This window comes from Pseudomonas hydrolytica (genome assembly GCF_021495345.1).
Classification (GTDB): Bacteria; Pseudomonadota; Gammaproteobacteria; order Pseudomonadales; family Pseudomonadaceae; genus Aquipseudomonas; species Aquipseudomonas hydrolytica.
In genome coordinates, this window is record NZ_CP099397.1 from 2789023 (window position 1) to 2810349 (window position 21327).

Annotated in this window: 19 protein-coding genes; 13 read left to right on the forward strand and 6 right to left on the reverse strand. The window is 62.8% G+C overall.

What is annotated here, in order from left to right; translation table 11 throughout:
* Positions 1-7 precede the first annotated feature (7 nt).
* The 7 genes from L1F06_RS12955 to L1F06_RS12985 are packed head-to-tail and all read left to right on the forward strand — an operon-like array spanning position 8 to position 6997.
* Positions 8-403, forward strand: a complete 396-nt coding sequence (locus L1F06_RS12955; protein ID WP_065985217.1) for a TIGR03750 family conjugal transfer protein — start codon at positions 8-10, stop codon at positions 401-403.
* Complete coding sequence (locus L1F06_RS12960) at positions 400-1074, forward strand: PFL_4703 family integrating conjugative element protein (RefSeq protein ID WP_065985216.1); 675 nt, start codon at positions 400-402, stop codon at positions 1072-1074. The genes L1F06_RS12955 and L1F06_RS12960 overlap by 4 nt, the downstream gene beginning before the upstream one ends.
* Positions 1071-1940, forward strand: a complete 870-nt coding sequence (locus L1F06_RS12965) for a TIGR03749 family integrating conjugative element protein (RefSeq protein WP_065985215.1) — start codon at positions 1071-1073, stop codon at positions 1938-1940. Before L1F06_RS12960 ends, L1F06_RS12965 begins: the two co-directional genes overlap by 4 nt.
* Positions 1930-3351 (forward strand): TIGR03752 family integrating conjugative element protein, encoded by a 1422-nt coding sequence (locus L1F06_RS12970; protein ID WP_065985214.1) that lies wholly within the window; start codon positions 1930-1932, stop codon positions 3349-3351. Before L1F06_RS12965 ends, L1F06_RS12970 begins: the two co-directional genes overlap by 11 nt.
* Complete coding sequence (locus tag L1F06_RS12975; protein ID WP_065985213.1) at positions 3332-3751, forward strand: TIGR03751 family conjugal transfer lipoprotein; 420 nt, start codon at positions 3332-3334, stop codon at positions 3749-3751. Before L1F06_RS12970 ends, L1F06_RS12975 begins: the two co-directional genes overlap by 20 nt.
* Positions 3751-6618 (forward strand): conjugative transfer ATPase, encoded by a 2868-nt coding sequence (locus L1F06_RS12980; RefSeq protein WP_065985212.1) that lies wholly within the window; start codon positions 3751-3753, stop codon positions 6616-6618. The genes L1F06_RS12975 and L1F06_RS12980 overlap by 1 nt, the downstream gene beginning before the upstream one ends.
* A 10-nt stretch (positions 6619-6628) precedes the next feature.
* A complete protein-coding gene (locus L1F06_RS12985) occupies positions 6629-6997 on the forward strand; it encodes a hypothetical protein (protein WP_244268103.1) in 369 nt (122 codons plus the stop codon).
* An 81-nt stretch (positions 6998-7078) separates the two neighbouring features.
* Here the strand turns inward: L1F06_RS12985 and L1F06_RS12990 are convergent, their stop codons facing one another.
* Together L1F06_RS12990 and L1F06_RS12995 are read right to left on the reverse strand one after the other, a co-directional pair.
* Positions 7079-8410, reverse strand: coding sequence for an ImmA/IrrE family metallo-endopeptidase (locus L1F06_RS12990; protein ID WP_065985211.1), 1332 nt, complete (start codon positions 8408-8410; stop codon positions 7079-7081).
* Positions 8403-8834 carry a hypothetical protein gene (locus L1F06_RS12995; RefSeq protein WP_083237874.1) on the reverse strand — a complete coding sequence of 144 codons (432 nt, stop codon included), beginning with the start codon at positions 8832-8834 and terminating at the stop codon, positions 8403-8405. The genes L1F06_RS12990 and L1F06_RS12995 overlap by 8 nt, the downstream gene beginning before the upstream one ends.
* A gap of 569 nt (positions 8835-9403) precedes the next feature.
* Between L1F06_RS12995 and radC the strand changes: the two genes are divergently transcribed.
* The 6 genes from radC to L1F06_RS13025 all read left to right on the forward strand — a co-directional run bounded on the left by radC (position 9404) and on the right by L1F06_RS13025 (position 14776).
* Complete coding sequence (gene radC, locus L1F06_RS13000) at positions 9404-9904, forward strand: RadC family protein (protein WP_083237873.1); 501 nt, start codon at positions 9404-9406, stop codon at positions 9902-9904.
* A 215-nt stretch (positions 9905-10119) separates the two neighbouring features.
* Positions 10120-10557 (forward strand): TIGR03757 family integrating conjugative element protein, encoded by a 438-nt coding sequence (locus L1F06_RS13005; RefSeq protein ID WP_065985210.1) that lies wholly within the window; start codon positions 10120-10122, stop codon positions 10555-10557.
* Positions 10554-11489, forward strand: coding sequence for a TIGR03756 family integrating conjugative element protein (locus L1F06_RS13010; RefSeq protein ID WP_177491104.1), 936 nt, complete (start codon positions 10554-10556; stop codon positions 11487-11489). The genes L1F06_RS13005 and L1F06_RS13010 overlap by 4 nt, the downstream gene beginning before the upstream one ends.
* A gap of 8 nt (positions 11490-11497) precedes the next feature.
* Positions 11498-12898 (forward strand): integrating conjugative element protein, encoded by a 1401-nt coding sequence (locus tag L1F06_RS13015; protein ID WP_065985209.1) that lies wholly within the window; start codon positions 11498-11500, stop codon positions 12896-12898.
* Complete coding sequence (locus tag L1F06_RS13020) at positions 12895-13230, forward strand: hypothetical protein (protein ID WP_065985208.1); 336 nt, start codon at positions 12895-12897, stop codon at positions 13228-13230. The genes L1F06_RS13015 and L1F06_RS13020 overlap by 4 nt, the downstream gene beginning before the upstream one ends.
* 1 nt (position 13231) lies before the next feature.
* Positions 13232-14776 carry a conjugal transfer protein TraG N-terminal domain-containing protein gene (locus L1F06_RS13025; protein ID WP_065985207.1) on the forward strand — a complete coding sequence of 515 codons (1545 nt, stop codon included), beginning with the start codon at positions 13232-13234 and terminating at the stop codon, positions 14774-14776.
* A 15-nt stretch (positions 14777-14791) separates the two neighbouring features.
* Here the strand turns inward: L1F06_RS13025 and L1F06_RS13030 are convergent, their stop codons facing one another.
* The 4 genes from L1F06_RS13030 to L1F06_RS13045 form a co-directional block, all read right to left on the reverse strand.
* Positions 14792-15148 carry a DUF3742 family protein gene (locus tag L1F06_RS13030; RefSeq protein ID WP_065985206.1) on the reverse strand — a complete coding sequence of 119 codons (357 nt, stop codon included), beginning with the start codon at positions 15146-15148 and terminating at the stop codon, positions 14792-14794.
* Positions 15149-15391: 243 nt separating this feature from the next.
* Positions 15392-16879 carry a surface lipoprotein assembly modifier gene (locus L1F06_RS13035; RefSeq protein ID WP_065985205.1) on the reverse strand — a complete coding sequence of 496 codons (1488 nt, stop codon included), beginning with the start codon at positions 16877-16879 and terminating at the stop codon, positions 15392-15394.
* A 95-nt stretch (positions 16880-16974) separates the two neighbouring features.
* Complete coding sequence (locus L1F06_RS13040) at positions 16975-17664, reverse strand: Slam-dependent surface lipoprotein (RefSeq protein WP_252576634.1); 690 nt, start codon at positions 17662-17664, stop codon at positions 16975-16977.
* A 214-nt stretch (positions 17665-17878) separates the two neighbouring features.
* Positions 17879-21004 carry a TonB-dependent receptor domain-containing protein gene (locus L1F06_RS13045; protein ID WP_065985203.1) on the reverse strand — a complete coding sequence of 1042 codons (3126 nt, stop codon included), beginning with the start codon at positions 21002-21004 and terminating at the stop codon, positions 17879-17881.
* Between the last annotated feature and the right edge of the window lie 323 nt (positions 21005-21327).

Below are 21327 nucleotides of genomic sequence, written 5' to 3' on the forward strand. Positions count from 1 at the left end.
CGCCAACATGGTTGAAGACATCCGCCCGGATGGGACGGTGGCGTTCCTGCCCCACCGTCTCAACCGTCACCCGGTCGTCGTCCGTGGGCTGACCGCGAATGAACTCTGGGTCTGCGCCGGTACGTCGGGCGTGATCGGCCTCGCGAGCGGCATTCCGCTGGCCATCATGTTCGCGACGATCGCCATCGTCCCCACGACCATCCTGCTGGCGGTCACCGCTGGCATTTTCATCGGTGGCGGTGCTCTGCGCCGGCTCAAGCGCGGCAGACCCGAAACCTGGCTGTACCGCCAGTTGCAGTGGTGGGTCGCGACCCATCTGCCACAGCTCGCACCGTTCACCGATGGCCATACGCTGGTGATTCGCTCCGGTTACTGGACCACGCGCAGGAGCAAGGCGCCGTGAGCCGGTTCAAGAACGAAGTCGCCCACCTGCAGGCCCATGTCCGGACGCTGCGAATCGGGGCCTGCGTACTGGTCATGCTGGCCTTGGTAATGGGTGTCGGCTGGTGGAGCGCACCGCGCGACCTGACGATTCATGTGCCACCAGACCTGCGTTCAGGCAGTACGCGCAAATGGTGGGACGTGCCGCCCGAAAGCGTTTACGCCTTCACGTTCTATGTCTGGCAGCAGTTGCAGCGCTGGCCCAGTAATGGCGACGACGACTACCCACGCAACCTGCACGCCCTGTCGCCCTACCTCACGCCCGCCTGCCAGGCGTTCCTGCAGCAGGACTACGAGTACCGCCGCAATGCCGGCGAGTTGCGGCGCCGTGTGCGCGGCATCTACGAGATTCCCGGGCGAGGTTATGGCGACAACCCCACGCTGCGCGTGCGCACGGTCTCCAACCGCGAATGGGTCGTGAACCTCGACGTCACGGCGGACGAGTACTACGCATCGGAGCAAGTCAAGCGCGCCCTGGTGCGCTACCCGCTCAAGGTCCTGCGCATCGACGTCGACCCACAGCGCAACCCGTTCGGGCTCGCCATCGACTGCTACGAAGGCGCACCGCAGCGCATTGCCTCCCCTGTCGATCCGGCGGCCACGCCCGCCCCTTCTTCGGAAGACACGCCATGAACCGCCTCTTGCCACTGGCCGCCGCGGCGTTCGCGCTGCTCCTGTTCAACACCACCCAAGCCACCGAGCTCCTGCGCTGGGAGCGCCTGCCACTGGCCGTGCCGCTGGTGGTCGGCCAAGAGCGCATCGTCTTCGTGGATCGAAACGTGCGCGTCGGTGTGCCCGCATCGATCGGCAACCGCCTGCGCGTGCAGAGCGCTGCCGGCGCCATCTACCTGCTGGCAAACGAGCCGATCGAACCGACCCGCCTGCAATTGCAGGACGCCGATACCGGCACTGTGATTCTACTCGACATCGCCGCCGAACCAGCCCAGGACGGACAGCCGCCCCTGGAGCCGGTGCGTATCATCGAAGCCACATCATCCGCCACTCAAACCGATGCAGATGACGGCGGTGCCGCAGCGACTCCGCCCGTGCGAGCGACACCGCAGCCGGTGATCCTGACCCGCTACGCGGCACAGAACCTCTACGCACCGCTGCGCACCGTCGAACCCGTGCCAGGCGTCATGCGCGCCACCCTGCGCCGCGACCTGCCGCTGGACAGCCTGCTGCCGACGCTGCCGGTACAGGCCCAGGCACTCGCAGCCTGGCGTCTGGACGACCTCTGGGTCAGTGCCGTGCGCCTGCGCAACAGCGCCACGCATTGGCTCGACCTGGACCCGCGAGCGCTGCAAGGCCACTTCCTCACCGCGACCTTCCAGCATTCGACGCTCGGGCCGAACGGCACGCCGGACGACACCACCGTCGTCTACCTCGTCACCCGTGGACACGGGCTGGCGCAGGCCCTGCTGCCGACCATCGCGCCTGTCGATGCCTCCCTCAACCTGCCCGTACCGCGACACGACGGAGGCCGCGATGCACAGTAATGGCTTGCTCAAGTGGCTGATGATCCCCCTGGCGCTGCTGCTGGTGTTCGTCGGCATCAAGCTGTTCTCCGGCGGTGACGACGCGCCCAACGCACCGGAAGCAGCTGCCCGGCTCACGCCCGATGAAGCCAAAGCGCTCGGCATCGAAGGCGACACCCCACGCGACACCGTGGCGACGCTGGTCGCTCAGGTTCGCCAGCTGCGCACCGAGTTGCAAACCGCGCTGAGCGACAACAAGGTCCAGCGCGAAGAGAACCAGCGGCTGCGGCAACGCGAAGGTGCCATCGACCAGCGTATCCAGAGTGCGCTCGAAAGCGAACGCAACCAGTTGCAGCAGGACCGGCAGCAGGTCAGCAGCGAGCGGCAGCAAACCCAGGGTCTGCTGCAACAACTGCAGCAGCGGCTCGATAGCATTGGCAAGGATGATCCTACCGACCTACCAGTCGGCCTGGGCCTGGAACCAGGCGACAGCCTGAGCAGCGACACCCTGCGCTGGGTCGAACCGGAGGATCGGCGCGACGACGGCAAGCAGCGCAGTTCCGGCAGTACCGCCAGCTTCAGTTTTCCCACCAGCTTCGCACCGACGCAGAAGACGCTCGAAACCACCGCCAGCTCCGCCGTCGACGCCGGCCGCCGCGCGGCGGGTGTGCCAGAGACTACAGCCGTCTATACCGTGCCGACCAACTCGACCTTGATGGGCTCGATCTCCATGACGGCACTGATCGGCCGCGTGCCGATCGATGGCACCGTCAGCGACCCGTACCCATTCAAAGTCCTGATCGGGCGGGACAACCTCACAGCGAACGGCATCGATATTCCAGACGTGGCCGGTGCAGTCGTCAGCGGCACGGCATCGGGCGACTGGACCCTCTCCTGCGTGCGCGGGCAGATCCGTTCGGTCACGTTCGTGTTCGAGGACGGCACCATCCGCACCATCCCGAAAGATGACGAACGCGGCGGCAATCGCCAGAGCAACAGCGGCAACAACACACAGGACGGCCTGGGTTGGATCAGCGACCCGTATGGCATCCCCTGTGTATCAGGCCAACGGCGCAGCAATGCACAGCAGTATTTGGGCTCGCAGGCCCTGATCACCGCTGCCGGCGCAGGCGTCGCTTCGTTGATCGACAGCGATAGCGGCCAAGTCTCCTACATGAGCAGCGACGGCTCCATCGGCACCGTCGGCATCGACGCGAACGAAGCCATGGGCCGCATCCTCGCCGGAGGCGTGCAGGACATGTCCGCCTGGGTCAACAAGTTGTACGGGCAGGCGTTCGCCGCCGTCTACGTCAAGCCGGGGGCGCGCGTTGCGGTACACCTCGAACACCCCCTGACCATCGACTACGACCCGGCCGGTCGCCGCGTCGATCACCGCCTCGGAGGAAGTTCCTATGCGCAAGATCTGGACTGATGGCCTGGCGTTGCTGGCCGTCGTGCTCACGCTCGGCGGCTGCACGACAAGCAAGGAAAAACTGCTGCCGCACGATGACGTCACGATGCTCGACATCTGGAACGTCGAGACCGGCGGCGGCACTGCCCAGCAACTGCTCGATGCGCGCCAGGCCCTACGCCGGCCGCTGACCGGGGCCGATGTACACGCCACGCCTGGCATGCAGGCCCGCTACACCCGCACAGCACAGAACGAAATCTATCGGCAGTTCCACAGGCTGCCCAATCCCGATCTGCTGATGTACGTGTTCCCGCACCTCGCCGGCAGTGACCCGGTGCCGGTGCCCGGCTACACCACGCTGTTTCCCCTGTACCAGCGGGTGCAATACGCGCTGCCGGGTGAACGGGTGGAGGACTACTGATGGCCTGGCCCCTGCTCAAGCGCCGGCCCCAGGCCGAGGAACCCGCGCCACCAGCGGACACCTGGGCGCGACACGTCGCCGAGTTGCACGCCAACAGCATTGCCGAACCCGGCACCACGCGCACCTCGCGGCGGCCAGCCACCCAGGCCGACGAGCAGGCGCTCTACGATGCCGCCCCCTCGTTCACCGACTTGCTGCCGTGGGCCGAGTACCTGCCCCAGTCGCAGTGCATGCTGCTCGATGACGGCACCTCGGTGGCGGCCTTCTACGAGCTGCTCCCGGTAGGCACGGAAGGACGCGAACCCGCCTGGCTGCTGCAGGTTCGCGACACCCTGGAAAACGTGCTGCAGGATGCCTTCGACGAACTCGAGGATAACCCCTGGGTCGTGCAGCTCTACGCTCAGGACGACACCAACTGGGATCGCTACCTCGATGAGCTGCGCCACTACGTCCAGCCCCGCGCCCAGGGCAGCGCGTTCACTGAGTTCTACCTGCGCTTCTTCGGTCACCACCTGCAGGCCATCGCCAAGCCGGGTGGCCTGTTCGAGGACAGCACCGTCACCCGCCTGCCCTGGCGCGGGCAGACCCGGCGCACCCGGCTGGTCGTCTACCGCCGTGTCGGCCAGGCACCACAGCGCCGTGGCCAATCGCCCGAGCAAGCGCTCAACCGGGTCTGCGACCGTCTCGCCGGCGGCCTGGCCCATGCCGGTGTGCGCGCCCGGCGTCTCGGCGCGGCGGAGATCCACGGTTGGCTGTTGCGCTGGTTCAATCCCCACCCGACCCTGCTCGGCAACAGCGCCGAAGACCGGGAACGCTTCTATGCCCTGACCCGCTACCTAGACGAACAGGAGCCCGGCGAGATCGAGCTGGCCAGCGGCAGCGATTTTGCGCAACGGCTGTTCTTCGGCCAGCCACGTTCGGATGCCGCCCTGGGCCAGTGGTATTTCGATGGCATGCCGCACCGCGCCATCGCCGTCGACCGCCTGCGCAGCCCACCCTCGACGGGCCATGTCACCGGCGAAACACGCAAGGGCGACGCGATCAACGCCTTGATGGATCAGATGCCCGAGGACACAGTGATGTGCCTCACCCTGGTCATTACCCCGCAGGATGTGCTCGAAGCGCACCTGAATCACCTCGGTCGCAAAGCCGTGGGCGACACGTTGGCCTCGGAACAGGCCCGCGCCGATGTACAGCAGGCCCGCAGTTTGATCGGCAGCGCCCACAAGCTGTACCGCAGCGCGCTCACTTTTTACCTGCGCGGCCGCGACGAGGCCGAGCTGGACGCGCGCGGCCTGCAGCTCGGCAACGTGCTACTCGGTGCCGGCCTGCAGCCGGTACGCGAAGAAGATGAAGTCGCCCCCCTCAATACCTACCTGCGCTGGTTACCCTGCGTCTACGACCCGGCGAAAGACAAACGCCAGTGGTACACCCAACTGATGTTCGCCCAGCACTCGGCCAATCTGGCCCCACTGTGGGGCCGCAGCCAAGGCACTGGCCATCCAGGCATCACCTTGTTCAATCGTGGCGGTGGGCCGATCACCTTCGACCCGCTCAACCGCCGCGACAGGCAAATGAACGCCCACCTGTTCCTCGTCGGCCCGACTGGCTCGGGCAAGTCGGCCACGCTCAACAACCTGCTCAACCAGGTCACCGCGATCTACCGCCCCAGGTTGTTCATCGTCGAGGCAGGGAACAGCTTCGGCCTGTACGGCGACTTCGCCGCGCGCCTCGGACTCACCGTGCATCGCGTGAAGCTCGCCCCGGGCGCGGGCGTCAGCCTCGCGCCGTTCGCCGATGCGCACCGGCTGGTGGAAACGCCCAGCCAGGTACAGACGCTCGACGCCGACGCGCTGGACGAAGACGACGCGGCTGCCGATGGCGACGAACAGCGCGACGTGCTCGGCGAACTGGAGATCACCGCCCGCCTGATGATCACCGGCGGCGAAGACAAGGAGGAAGCGCGCATGACGCGCGCCGACCGCAGCCTGATTCGCCAGTGCATCCTCGATTCGGCGCAACGCTGCGTCGCCGAGCAGCGCACGGTACTCACCCGCGACATACGCAATGCGCTGCGCGAGCGTGGCCGCGACACCACCCTGCCCGAGGTTCGCCGCGTCCGGCTGCTGGAAATGGCCGATGCGATGGATATGTTCTGTCAGGGCGCAGACGGCGAGATGTTCGACCGACCCGGTACGCCCTGGCCGGAAGCCGACATCACCATCGTGGATCTCGCCACCTACGCCAGGGAGGGCTACAACGCACAGCTGTCGATCGCCTATATCTCGTTGATCAACGCCGTCAACAGTATCGCTGAGCGTGACCAGTTCCTTGGCCGGCCCATCGTCAATGTCACGGACGAGGGGCACATCATCACGCGCAATCCCTTACTCGCGCCCTATGTCCTGAAAATTACGAAAATGTGGAGAAAATTGGGGGCCTGGTTCTGGCTCGCGACGCAGAATCTGGACGACCTGCCGAAAGCGGCCGAACCGATGCTGGCGATGATGGAATGGTGGCTCTGCCTCAGCATGCCGCCGGACGAGGTGGAGAAGATCGCCAAGTTCCGCGAACTCACGCCCGCGCAGAAGGCATTGATGCTCTCCGCACGCAAGGAGTCCGGCAAATTCTCAGAAGGCGTGCTGCTGTCGCGCAGCATGGAACTGCTGTTCCGCGTCGTGCCACCCAGTCTGTACCTGGCGTTGGCACAAACTGAACCGGAAGAAAAAGCCGAGCGCTACCAGCTCATGCAGCAGCATGGCATCAGCGAACTCGACGCCGCGCTCAAGATCGCCGAGAACATCGACCGGGCGCGCGGCATTACCCCTCTTCCACTGGACTGGGCCACCCTGACCAAGGCTCATTGAGGTGCCCGCGATGAACAAGGCTCGCATATCTGGCAGAATCCGCCGCTTCCCTGGAAGCCGCCCCATCGCCATGCACTACGACGTCACCCGCATATTCTCATCGCCGCAAGGCTATCTGGTCGAGATCGGCTCCGCCAAGCGACAGCCCGATGCACCGAAGCCTATCCGTGAATGGCTGTGGGTCACCGAGCAGTCCGTAACCAGCCTGCAGCTCCTGCACACCAATGACGATATGCGGGCCCGTGCAGCACGCCTGCAACTCGACGGCCCACACGCCCAACTGGCATGGCCCAAGGGAGAACAGCTCACCCTTACGGCAAGCTCGGTGCAGGAGCTGCCCGCGCTGCAACGCCAGCTAATTCACAACCATCTCAGCTGAGTCGGGGCTACTCTAACGCGACACCCTATATCGGATAGAGGCGAGTCAGAGTTCTCGGCCCTGACTCTTTGAATGGCCACATTATGCAACTGATCGATATGGCACTTTCGGTTCTGCAGATGAAATATCCAGATAACCGTAATTAGCTAGCGAGGACTCGACTATCTTATCGCTGACATTGAAATATTCAGCGGCATCCTCCAAGGACGTCTCCGAATAATCGCCATTCAAGTAGCCGGTCAGCGAATGAATCGGGCACAAAAATTCAGCAGCAAAAGCACGTTGACGCTTCTGCTTAGCTGTTGCGATATCAGTAGACACCAGCCAATTGTCATTCACCCTGGGCTGATCCAAGACCTCCCCAATCATACGAGCAAACTCAAAACGCCTCGAAAGTGGATGTTTCTTGCGAGGCAGGTAGTTAAGCTCACCCGTTTTTACAGGCTTGGCGACCGCCACGATACTCCTATCAGGAGACTCCCAACCACTAACCTGCCCCTCGGTAATACCCAGCAGGTCAAAAAGAACTGTATTCTTTATAGGTTCGTCCGTGTTACCCAGTTTCGCACGGAGTTTCCTTGCGGCATCAACGCCACGCTGCCATGGAGCACCTGAGCCCGAGGCCAATTGGATATCGTCAGCGGACACCTGTGGCCGCCCCAGGATTCCATTTTGCGAGGCAAGAGAAATAATGCCCTCAAGCCCGGTATCATCCCTATCTCGACGCCCAAAGACCGGCGCCAGCTCCGACATGGCGCTCAGTCCAGTTTCCTTCTGCAGACTCAATGCCTTGGCAATAATGTCCTGTGGACACTCCTCCGGGTCGTACCCCATTTGCGCCTCCAGAATTCGGAGCCGCATCACCTCGGGGTTTTCCCTATCCTCCCGGATAAAAGACCAGAGCTCGGCCAGGTCAGTCCGACCATGCCCTAGGGCATCTAGACGACTTAGAACACTTTCGATAAAGCCCGCGGTCCTGCGCTGAAAGTTATCGAGCTTTACAGCGCTAGGTGTTTCGAGCCCATAAAGATACTGAATAGACTGTCCATCCAAACGTATCTGCTCAGCCCAAACATTCACGATCTCCCCATCTGGAGCGAAAATGACTCTTGGCCATACATAACCGTGATTGGCCGCTCCCAACTCATGAGCCATACGCCAATCCAACGGCGGCCTGGTTCCCATGTGTGGTAAAGGCTCGAAGTTCAACCTCCACCAGGACGATGCAAGCCATAACGCCAAGGGATATGCCGAAACAAGAACTTTGTCACGCACAGTTCTTGACCACACGTCCTCGTTGCGAGTTAGGCAAAACGTATCCAGGTGGATCGCCAAATGCCCCGATGTATCTCGAAAAACAGGGGAGTCCCCATCCGAGGACAACCAGTCAATCGAAAAAGTGATGTCAGACATGATTCCTCCAGCGAGAAATCACCTCGGATGCCAAAGGATCACTGTCAGGCATCGGGTAGCCGTGATACTGGCCCGTTTCAGGGTTTTCCAATTGAGCTTCCAGTGGAACACCTGCCTCTGTAACAGACCAAATATTCTTCGGCCAGCCATTATCTTCCCTGTCACTGACCAACTCTTTTCCAATGCCATCCTGAAGCAACTTCAACGCCTCTGCACGACTAAAAACTTCCGCCACATCACACAAGGACTTTCCTCGGCGAGGGTCTGCTGGTGGCTTCAACCCAAAATCTCCTGGATTTCTCTTATGCTCTGGATTACCACCGTATGAAATTGCACCTTTCAATTCTTTTAGACGCTCAGAGTCCAATTGACCGGCCTCAATGATTCGCCTCTTTGGATTGAATTTTTGATAACGTGGTTTCATTGGCCATCCTGCCGGAGCACGCAATTTTGCGCCAAATGTACACTATAACCAAAAACCTTGAACTCAGGCACTCCATCACCTAAATCAAGCAAGCCTGTTCCGAAGGATCGTTAGCTGCCTCTCACGCTACACGCCGCCCTCACTCGCCCCGCGTAGCCGGTCAGTGCCGCCACCATCCAGGCTGGCACCTGGCACAGCCTCGAACTCGCTGCCCGGCAGCTCCTCGGCGATGCGCCGCTCTCCACCGACGCAGCCCGGTGCGGCATCACCGTTTCCGAATTTTCCCGCCTATGCCGGCAACCTAGGCGAAATCGGACTCGCCGGTTTCCCATTCTTTGTCGTCCTGCGCGTCTGGCTGCGCTCGACTGGCGTTGCAAGTCAGTAGCCACGGTCTTCAAGGCTACGGCGCTGCATTGCCGCGCTGACCATTCCCGTTCGCCTCGCATCCCCGTGCGAACAGCCACCGCCAAGGCGATGGTGGATGCCTGCTCATCCCGACACCACCACCATCCCCGGAGGGAAAACCCTCCACGGGCATACCTCCGAACTCTCCCACGGAGGTCAACCCCATGCTCACATCCCTAGCCTGCATCGACTCCCTGGCAAAACCCTGTCCCTCATCGGTTCTCGACCACGAGAACCGCATCATCGCCCAGGCCATCGAGCTGCTGGAGCGCCGCTTGTTCGCCAACGGCCCGCAACTGCAGAACCCGGAGGCCGTCAGCGACTACCTGCGTCTGAAACTGATGCCGGAACCCAGCGAAGTGTTCGTCGCCGTATTCCTGTCCTCAAAGCACCAGGTCATCGCCTGTGAAACATTGTTCAGGGGCACCATCGATACAGCTCAAATTCATCCCCGCGTGGTTATTCAGCGGGCGCTTGCTCACAACGCCGCGGCCCTGGTGATCGCTCACCAGCACCCGTCCGGCTGCCCCGATCCCTCACCCCAGGATGAGCGACTGACCCAGTGCCTGAAAAGTGCGCTGGACTGCGTCGACGTGAAGCTGCTGGATCACTTCATCGTTGGCCTGGGCGAGCCGTTCTCGTTCGCCTCGAATGGCCTGCTGTAGTTCCTCGTCGCTACGCGGCGCAATCCTCACCCACCTGCACGGGGTCGGCCGCCCACCTGGGCGAGCCGCCCCGCGCGCCTGCGTATCCAGCCCCTCCTCCAGCTCCGTCGTCCGGCTCGCGATTAAATCGGAGCGGCGCGATTCCCGTTTGTTTGTCGTCGCGTCCCCTGCCGCCGAGTCAACTGCCAGCACCACCCATTTCACGGTAGTTCGACATGCCAGCGCCGCTGCCTTACCTGCCCCCACTGCGCAAGTATCCACTTGCCACAGCGCTTTGCGCCGCGCTGCTCGGCCCACTGGCGCAGGCCGACGACATTGTCGTCGTCACCGATAGCCAGCACCCGGTACATGTCCCCAGCGGCGTTCGGCTCATCGAGCTGGATCAACCTGCGCGTATCAAAGCCGAGCTGTCCGCCCATCTGCCTGCCGACCCGGCACGCAGTGCCGCCCTCGTGCAGAGGCGCCTGGGGGACGGCGGCATCGAACTGCAACAACGCATCGGCTCGGCCTACCAAGGCGTGGTCGATGCCTGGAGCCTCGGCGTTACCACGATTCCTGCCGTGATCGTGAACCGCCGCTATGTGGTTTATGGCGAGCCGGACGTCGCAGCGGCCGTTGCGCTCATCGAGGCGCACAGGAGGGCACAGCCATGATGTGCTCTCGCCGCCTGCGCGCCGGCATCGCCACCATCTTGCTGACGGCGGCTTCGTCGTCGTTCGCTCTCAATACCGCGACCATCGTGTCTTCGGTGCTCTCACCCGACTGCCTGGAATACCGCATTACTGGTATCTGCTACTGGCTGTACTGCACCTATGGCGGCTGCTCGGTGCGCACGTCGGTGAAGGTCCGGCACTACGTGCCCGATGCGGTAGTGTCCAGCTACAGCAACACCGGGGAAAACCCCTGGATCGAGGTTCGGGCCATGAGCATGCCCAATGCCTCGGCCCGTGCTGGTGGCGATGGCACGACGAACCACGACAACGAAAACAACCTGGCTAAATTCAAGAACGCCGATGTCGTGGGCCACCCCGGTGGCTATGTGCTCGGCCGGTTCGCCTCATCCTCCGGCTATGCCTGCCAGGGTGCCGGCACTGCCTTCATGCCTTACCTGCTGAGCACCCTCGATACCGTTGCATGGCGCTACAACATTCCCGAGGTGGTGTACCCGGAAGCACTGATCCCTGGCATGCGCGAGGTCGGCAGCCGCACCGGCCTCAACCTCTGGGGCAACGTTTATCCGCGGGGCGGGCTCTTGCACCAGAGCGACGACCACATGGCCGGCGCCGTGGTGGCACAGCGTGCTGGGGATGTCGTCACCCGTCGCGGCCAGCTCCACGTCTACCAGCCCCTGCTCGCTGACGCCGAGGACGGCTACTGGCCAGCCGGCGCACTGGTCGAAACCGATGCGCAGACGGGCAAGTGGCAGGAATTGGCGCCGTCGCTCTCCCGCACGTGCACGGTCTTCCCTCACGCCAACACCCGTGTACAGGCGCAGCGGGGCGATTACGCCTGGGCGCTGTGGCGACCCTACAGCTGCTGCGAACGCGAAGGCCAGGTGTTTCTTGGCAGCGTCGATTTCTACTGAGGTGGGCCATGATGATCCGGTGCCCTTCCTCGCCCTCCGAAACGCTGCGCCCCACCCTGCTGGCCGCCGCCCTGGCACTGACCTGCGCCAGTGCCTCGGCCCAAACCAACGTCAACCAGTACGGCGTGCAACACCAGGGCTCCGTGATCGGTGACGACGTGCTGTATTCGATCGGCGGCGGTCGCGCCGTGTCGATGACACCCGCCTCCAACATGCGCTCCATTGGCGTTGGCGTCGGCTGGAACAGCAATCTGATCTGCGGCGACATGTCGATCTCCACCACCATCCAGAACCAGTTGAACGGCCTGACCAACGGCTTTCAGACGATCATGTCGAACGTGATCCAGAACGCCACGGCCGCCGTGGCGTCGCTGCCGGCGCTGATCATCCAGCGTGCCGACCCAGGCCTGTATAACCTGCTGACCAACGGCATCCTGCAGGCGCGGCTCGACTTTGATCGCTCAAAATTAACCTGCCGTGCGATGGCAGAGAAGATGGCCGACGTGGCCGGCGGCCAGGTTGGATGGAGCCAGCTCGCCGATGGCATGGTGCTCAAGCAGGCCGTCGCCAGCACCGATGCGGTATCCGCCATCGAGCAGACCGAAACGAGCCGTGGCAATGAAGGAGTGACCTGGGTCGGCGGCGAAAATGCCGGCGGCGCGGGGCAGCGCCCGATTCGCGTCGTCAGCGACGTGGTCGGTGCCGGCTACAACCTGGTCAACGGACGCGATGTCGACGACACCAGTTCGATCGCCCCCGGCAACTGCGGCGGCAACCTGACCTGCGAGACCTGGAGCTCGCCCGCGGCTGCCGCTGCGTGGGCTGTACGGGTACTGGGCGAACAGGAACAGCGCACCTGCGAAAGCTGCACCAAGACCGTGACAACGCCCGGCGTCGGCCTGACTCCGCTGATTCAGGAAGAGTACGAAACCAAGCTCGAAGCCCTGCAGGGGCTGATCACCGGCAGCCGTCCCCTGAGCCTCGACAACCTGCAGGCGGCCGGCAGTGCCTCGCTGCCCATCACCCGCGGTGTGATCGAGGCGCTGCGCGACGAGCCCGACCAAGACATTCTGGCACGACGCCTCGCTTCGGAAATCGCCCTGGCCAGTGTACTGGAGAAGGCGTTGCTGCTGCAGCGTACCCTGCTGACCGGGCGCAAAGAACCGAACGTGTCAGCCAACGAGCTGGCGCAGAAGGCGGTTTCACACGAAAGCGACCTGCTCGACCGCGAGATCCACAACCTGAAAACCGAGCTGCAACTGCGCCGCGAGCTGGCCGGCAATTCGCCGATGGCCATCATCCAGCGGCACACCCTCCGCGCAGCCGGGTCCCGCACCATCTACGAGGGCGATCCGATCCCCGACCGACTCGATCAACTGCAGCGTCCACCAAGCGGCGGCACCCCATGAGCCTGACCAGAGGGTGGCCCCATCATCTACGGCGCGCGGCCTCCATCATGCTGTGGGTCATCCTGCTGCTGGCGATAGCCGCCGCCATAAACGTGCTCGGCATCCACCTGGCCGGCGGCATCGAGGGCTGGCGGCAGTGGCTGGCGGATCACGCCGGCCACTTCCTGGTCTGGCGGCTCTTGCTCTATGCCGGCACCGCCTGGGGTTGGATCTGGATGCGCCGCCGTGTGCTGGCACGCGAGCCCGGCGCTCGGCAGCGCCTGTTGCGGGCCGAAATTGCCGCAGTCGTCGCGGTAGCGACACTGGAAATCAGCCAGATGACCGGAGGCTGAGATGACGCTCTACACGACCGATTACCTGGAGTTCTACCTGACCCTCGTTTCCTGGGTCGTCCACAACGGTATCTGGGCCGTCCTGGTCGCCAGCGGCGTATTCGCCATCCCGTTCCTCGCCATCATCGTTCAGGAATGGCTTCGCGCGCGTGGCGAAGGAGCGGACGAAGGCAATAAAGGCGCGCTCTCCGCGGTTCGCATCGAGAGCCGCATCTTCGTCGCCATCGTGGTCATCCTGTTCGCCGGCGTGCCCTTCATCGATGTCGATTTCGACACCCTCTGGTTCGACCGCGGCCGCTCGGCGCAATGCCAGGTGAGTGTGCCACTGCCATCGCAAACCGGCTGGTCGCAGTCCTTCAGCACCATCAACAACCAGTCGGCGCAAGTGCCGATCTGGTGGGCATTCATGCACACAATCTCGCGGGCCATCACCGCGGCCTCGGTCGCAGCGATCCCCTGTGGCACGGACCTCCGGCAAATTCGGATGGAAGTCGACGCCACGCGCATCGACGATCCCGTGCTCGCGCAGGAAATGACCGACTTCGCCCACCAGTGCTACGGCCCGGCCAGGGCGAAGCTATTCATGAATCGACCGGCGCTGAGCAAAGAGCAGATGCACGACGTCAGCTGGATCGGCTCGCACTACTTCCTCGACAACCCGGGTTACTACGACACCTACCGCGCGAAGACGCCACGCCAGGGTTGGGCATACGACAGTGCCCGCGACGCAGGATTGGCCGAGGTGCCCAGCGGTGCGGGTTATCCGACCTGCAACCAATGGTGGTCCGACAGCAACGGGTTGCGCACGCGACTGCTGCAACAGGTAGACCCCGGCCTGCTGACCCGGATCGGCAACTGGGCCGGCTTTCTGTCCCAGGAGCAGGTCAACGATTCGGTGATCCGCGCCCTTGCATCGCCCGGCCGGCAGAAACTCAACCTGGGGTCCGTCTACACCGACTATGGTGGCGAGATCATGATGACGCTGCCGAACATGGCTACCCGCGCTGCCAGCGACGTAGGCCTCGGCGTGGGTGCACTCGGCTTCTTCCCCGCCATGGATGTCGTGCGCCAGGCCCTGCCCATGGTGCTCGCCCTGCTCAAAATGGCGTTGGTGATCTGCATCCCGGTCGTCCTGATGATCGGCACGTACAACCTAAAGACGGTAGTGACCGTCAGCGTGGTGCAGTTCGCACTCTTCTTCGTCGACTTCTGGCTCCAACTGGCGCGCTGGATCGACTCGACGATCCTCGATGCGCTGTACGGGTGGGGCATGGGCTTCGGCCGCCCACACATGAATTTCAGCGTGGTCATGGGGCTCAACAATACCTTCGGGGATCTGCTCTTGAGCTTCGTCATGGCCGCGATGTTCATCGTCCTGCCGACATTTTGGGTAATGGCGTTGTCCTGGGCAGGGATTCACGCTGGAAACCTGCTGCAGGGCATGGCGACTGGCACAGGAGATGCCAAGGCCGCCGGCGGCAAGGGCGGCACCATGGCGATGGGAGGGGCCACGAAAGCCATCTCGAAGACTGCCTCGAAGAAATAGCGAGGCAGCTACAACTCAGTCGTCGTCGGACACGTGCGGGTCGATGCGATGGCCATCATGGGTGTAGAGCCCGAAGCCGGCGGTTCCATTCGTCCATTCGGGCTCCGGCGTCTCCCAGTCCGCATTGCGGGCCGCACTTGCCGCCACGAGCGCGAACACCAGCAGAAGCGCCAGCCAGAAAGCGACATACAGCAGCGCACCGAGCGCCAGCAGCTTGACGAGCAGCAACACGGCCTTGGCAACACCCGCCGGCAAACCCTGAGCAACCAGCCAGCCACTCACCTTCCGTTCCTGCCCCAGGTATCCCCGCCACAGCCGGCCTAGCCTCTGGCCCAGGCGCTCCGCGGATGAAGTCTGTACGGAAGGTTTCATGGTGATTACCTCATGGTCGTCCTGTCGTGGTTTCTCAATACTCGCTCTGTACCGGCTCTGTAGTGCTCTTGATTAAGGCAGCGCATGGCTATCCACGCAAATAATCAGACAGCATAACGCGCGCAAAAATCCGCTGTAGACCCGATGGGATACCGATTTCCCTGCGCCGGCAAGCCCCTGGTGCCGTAAATCGGATAATCGGCCTTTTGAAGGGCGCCGAGGCAGCTATCGGTTACCCGGAACTCAGAAACTTTTCTCGAACTTCAACGCCGCTTCGGTCTGGCGATAGGAGTATGCCCAGTCGATGCTGCTGCGGTTGTCCGTGTACTTGATATAGAGGTTGGGCACCACCCCACCCAGCGCGAAGCGCGGCATGCCCAGGTTGGCGATGTAGATCTGCTGCTTGTCCTTGCGCAACCCGCCGAGGAAGTAGTCCGGCTCGTCGTAGCGGGTGGTGCGGTACAGGGCCGTGAGGTTGAGGTTCACGCCCACGTCGAACAGATGGTAGATCCCCAGGTTGGCCATGTACTCGCGGTTGCTCGCCGAGTCCTGATCCTGGGTGCGCCGCGTGTAGGTCGCGCCGCCATAGACCATCGTCTGGCCGTCCAGCAGGTACGACAACGAGCTGCCGAGCATGCGCGCGTCGAAGTCATCGAAATACTCGCGCTGCTCGCCCTGGAAGCGGAAGTGCTTGTGCTGCGCCTGCACGTTCAGTTGCAGCCGCCGGGTCAGGCTGTGTTTCCACTCGCCGCGCAGGCCGCTGGCCTGGTACTTGGTGTGGTGGTCGCTGTAGTAGTTCTCGAACAGCGGCGTCAGCGACACATCGTTCAACGCGCTCAGGTAGTTATAGCCGGCATACAGCACGCTGGTGTTTTCCTCGTACCAGGTCTCGGGGGCTTCCTCGCTGTGCTTGTCGTAATAATTGCCGTAGCTGAGCCCGCGCAGCAGCAGGTGGTGATTGCCGTCCAGCTGGAAACGCCGCTCGGCCGCCAGGTCATAGACCAGGCTGGATGACTCGATCGGCGTGGGCATCTTGCGTGTGTACGCGAAGCACTCGAAGAAGAAGCACACCTCGGTGCGGGTGGTCATGCCGTTGCCCTGGTTGATGTTGCTGTTGTAGCCCACGCCCACGGCCAGCGTTCCGTGCCAGCGGCGCCGCTCGCGTAGCGCAGCCTGGTAGCTTTCCAGTACCGGCGCCACCGCCTCGGGGATGCCGCTCGCGGCCACCGCATCGAACAGCGCCCGGGCTTCGGCGGACTGGTTGTCCTCGAACAGCGTGCGGGCCAGCTCCAGCTGGGCGCGCAAGAAACCTGGCTGCAGCGCCAGCGCCTGGCGCAGCTCGTCGATGGCCGTGCGGTAGTCCCGCTCATGGCGGGCGAGCAAGCCTTGCGCCATATGTATCAGCGCTGCTTCGTGGCCCGGCAGTTGCCGGTATCGCTCGATGAATTGGCGCACCTTTGCCCACTGCTGCAGGTTCAGGGCGACATAGATGGCCGGCCCGAGGTCGGCCAGCGTGTTCTGTACGTTGTAGGTCTGGCCTTCGATGGTGATCAGCGAGGCGTCCTTTTCCGCCGGGTCTACCGCGGGCAGGTGGGCACGCTCGCGTTCGTTGACGGTGCGGTCGATCTTGTTCAGCAGTCGCCGGGTGTCGTCTTCGTCGGCCAGCAACAAGGGGGAAAGGAAAGTCAGCAGGCACAGCAAAGCAACGCGCGAAAACTCGAACGGCGACATGGTGTTCTGTCCGGCAAGAAGGGAAGAAGAAAAGAAGGAAATGCTGAATTCAAAGAAGGGAGAGCCAAAGCTCTCCCCTCCCTTACACGTGCCCCTTACTGCTTGGCGCCGCCGAAGGCGACGTGATCGGCGCTGGTGGGCCCTTTGTAGATACCGGCCAGGGCCTCGGCATTGCTGCCGTAGAAACGCCCTTCGATGTTCGTTCCGCGTGAGAACGTGCCATTCGAGCTGATGCTGGTGCCCACGAAGTTGATCGAACCCAGGGTGCCGGTGATGCTACCGCTACCCGACCCGTAGTTGGCAGTCAGCACGCCCGAGGTGACGCCACCAGCAGTGCCCGGGTTGTACTGCTTGATGCCGACCACGTTGTAGTTGGCATTGACCAGTGTTGGCATGCTGGTGGTGGGGTTTTCACCCACGTACCAGACCGTGCGATCGGGGCTGCTCATGTTCAGGTCGGTGCTGTAGAGCGGCTGGGTACCGGACTTGACCGGCGCCCATTCGCCGAAGTACACCTCGGCGCCGGCCACCTTGGCGATCACCTCGCCGCCGAACTGGGGGAAGCCCGGGGATGGCGCGGCGATCTGGCGGTAGGCGAAGACTTCGGTGTCATACGCCACCTTGTTCTTCCAGGTTTCCGAGGTCACCACACCGTTGTACGGGTTGGTGATATGCGCGGAGCTGGTGCCATAACCGCTGAGCACGCCGTTGGTCTGGGCGATCGGCCCGGCCTGGAAGCTGACCACCGCATCGAGGTCAGCGTTGCCACCCACGGTGGTCGGCATCGCGATCCCCGCGGTATCGTCTGCCAACAGGTTGGACGGCCATGCCTTAACATAGGCCGAAGACGAACCACCCGCGACAGGCGCCGCGAAAGCCCCTGATGTGGCCAGGGACAGCAGGGAAAGTGCCAATAGTTTTTTCATAACAACCTCCGAGTCATAGATGAGAAAAACACTGTTTTTTTGAAAAACAGCAAAAAATGCGGTGTACCGCCGGTCAGAACCGCGCGGTCAATCCCAACTTCATGGTTCTTCCCGGCGCTGGCATGGCGACGCGGGCCAATGGGTCGATGTAGTAGCGGTTGGTGATGTTGTTGATGCCGAAGTCGATATCCAGGTGTTCATTGACCCGCAGCGCGGCGTAGGCATCGAAGACCCAGATCGGGTGCCACTCGAACGGTTCGTTGCCGCCCTGGACGAAAGGCAGGTTCTGCTTGATCCACTTGGCTTCTTCCTTGTTCTTCGCGCTGCTGTGGTAAATCATCCGCGCGCCCAGTTCGAGCCGGTCGTTGAACAGGCGCATGCCGCTGTCGAGGTTCAGGGAGTACTGCGGCTGCAGGCTGGTGCGGGAGAATGTGGTGGGGAAGCCTCCGGTCACGCACTCATCCACGAGCTTGCCGTAGTAGGGATCGAAAGTAGCGGCAACGTCCTTGTCACACAGCTTCTGGTCGATGCGGTAGGTGGCGGAGAAGCCGGAGAAATAACGGCCGGTGTCGAAACGGCTCTGCAGTTCCACCCCGGACAACTTCTTGCGGTCGTATTGCAGAATGCTGTAGGCGAAGTCCCTGTCCACGAAATCGCGGATTTCATTGTTGAAATAGTTGAGGCGAAAGTCCGCAGCTTGCCAGGCCGGCAGGAAGCCGCGCAGATCGTGGACATAACCCACTTCCCAGTTGTACGCGTGTTCCGGGCGCATGCGGTTGTCCGTCACACTGTAGGTGCCACCGTTGACGGCCTGGGTGTCTTCGTAAATCGAGGGAAAGCGGACGAACTCGCTGTAGCGCGCATAGAGGCGCGCATAATCGGTGACATGCAGCGTCACGCCAGCCATCGGTGCCCAGGCACTGTCCCTGCGCTTTTCCGGTCTGGCCCAACGCTCGGCGTCAGTCAACTCCGGTCCACGTACAGCACCACCTATTCCGGGAGTGGGTATATAGCGTGCGACCGTACGATTGGTCCCCTGCGGGTTATCGACCTTTTCGTCAAGGTTGATCGAACCATTGAGGAAGGGGTTTTGCGCGCTGTCCATCTTCATGGCGCTGCCCTTGAGGGGAACGACCACCGTCTCCGGATTCGACGTGTAACGGACGCCATCGATCTTGCCGGCCTCCAGCTCCATCGCAATCAACATCTCGGTCGTTGCCGGGTCCAACCCCCAGCTCTCGACCATGCTGCGCGTGTTATCGACGATGGCCTGGTTCTCGGCATCGGTCAGCAGCCGGTAATACCCAAGTTGGCGACCGATAACGGGTGTTTTTGCGCCCCAGCCCTGGTCGCGGTTCTTGCGGTGCTCGTCGAGGCCGGTATCGAAGGAGTTGTAGTCGCTGTAGCGGGCACCGAGGTTGAACACCAGCCAGGGCGTGGCGGCCCACTCGCTGTTGAAGCTGAAGTTGTATTGCTGGCGCTTGCCCGCGCGCGGGCCCAGGTAGCGCGTGGACCAGGTGTAGATGCTGCCGCTGTTCTGGGTGGAATAATCCTTCTGCTGCAGCTTCTCGTTGCTGAAGTCGCCGGAGAGCGTCAGGGCCAGGCTGTCGGTCAGCTCCATCCGGTTGCTGAGGTTGACGCCCCAGCGCTCGTGGTCGCTGACCTGCAGCGCCCGGGAAACGATATTGAAGCGCCCATCGGTATTGGGCAGTTTTTCGGGTTGCGCGGGCACTCCCCCCGGGCATAGCTCGGGCCGGCTGCTGCAACGGACGTAGTTGTCCCAGTTCTTGTCGCTGAGCATCGGGCTATCGATGGTGTAGAGCTCTTCACCATTCTGGTAGCGCTCGGCATCGCTGTGGGTCTTCCACAGGCCGGCCTGCATGTTCAGCAGGCGGTTTTCCCCGGGGTTCCACTGGTAGTTCAGCGCGAAGGTATCCTGCTTGACCTCGCTGTACGGGAATTGAAAGCCCAGGTTGGCGCTCGGCAACAACCCGGATGCCTGCAGGCGAACCTGTTCGTTGATCACGTAGGGCATACTTTCGCCAAACTCCAGCTCGCTGTGCATGTAGCTGAGTTTCAGGCTTTGCTCATTGGGCAGGTACAGGGTGCCCTTGAGCAGGGTGGTGCGCATCTCGCTGGAGGTGCCCGCCACTTCGTGACCGGGCAGGAAGAGATTAGCGATGTAGTTCCTGCTGGTATCGCCCTGGACGTTCGACTGGTTCGCCTCGGTCGCCGCCTTCAGCCCGCCCTCGGCCTCGTACCGCTTGCTGCCGCCCTTGCCGCTGAAGTAGTTGCCACGGTTGCGGTAGCTGTAGGCGGCGAACAGGTCGAAGTTCTCCTGGCGCGTGCCCAGGGCGATGCGCATGGCGTTGTCCTGGAAATCGAAGTCGTTGTAGCGCGGCGATTCATGGGGGGTGAAGGCAGCGCCGCCGCCCTTGGCGAAGATCACCGCGTTGCCACCCACGAAGGCACCGTCGATGTCGCGGTAGTCCTTGCCGAAGTTGTTCATCCCATCTTCGTTGGGCTTGACCGAGTTCGTGCCGGTCTCGGTCTTGACTTCCAGGCCCCAGCTTTCGCCGGGCTTGACGATATCGTCGACGTCCAGGGTCTTGATCTCGACCGAGCCACCGATGCCGCTCCTGACCCCGGCCGTCATCGACGGGCCCTTCTCCACCGCGATGCTGCCGATCATGTTGGGGTCGACGTAGTTGCGGTTGCTGAGCCCCGTCGAGCCCATCCACACCGACGTGGCCTGCTCGGTACCGTCGACGGTCACCGGAATCCGCCCCTCGCCCGAGATGCCGCGGATGTTCGGGTCGAGCGCGCCGCTGTTGCGCGAATCGCCGCTGTAGACGCCGTTCAGGCCCTTGAACAGGTCGCCGACGTTGGCCCCCTTGTAGCGCTCGATCTCGTCCTTGCCGGCGTAGACGTTGGACACATCCTTGCGGTACACGTCGTTGCGGCCGGCTTCATCCTTGGTCTCCCATGCGCCCTCGACCACCATCGAGTTGAGCTCCAGGGCATCTTCCTGCTCCGTGGCCTGCTCGTCGCCGGCCGGCAGCCCGATCTCGATGACCTCGTCCCTGGCAATCGCTTCATCGGCATGAACCCCAGGACTACAGGCCAGCGCAAGGCTGATGCAAACCGCGAGCGGCCTTAGCTTGAGGGTGTGGGGGATGTCGGTATTTGCGTACAACATGGCAGACAACAATCTCTCTTTGTAATGGCTGGCTCGCTCGCTGATCCGATCGGCGAACCATTGCCTGGTCGTGGCATGTCCCGGCGTGAATCGAAGCCATTGGCGCAAGCGGTGCGTCTCGACGCGCCCGCTCGATCCGAGCTGTGGCTTGGAAAACCCGGCCTGTTTTGTAGCGGCCTAATGCTATCCACAAACAAGAATGAGTCTTATTATTTTCTCGTATGCGAAAAGCACAGTTTTCTATGCTCGTCGCGCAAGCCGCGTGCATCGGGCTAGAAGAGGGAGAGAAAGCGGCGGGCAGCGTCGCCCAGCAAGTGAGCGAC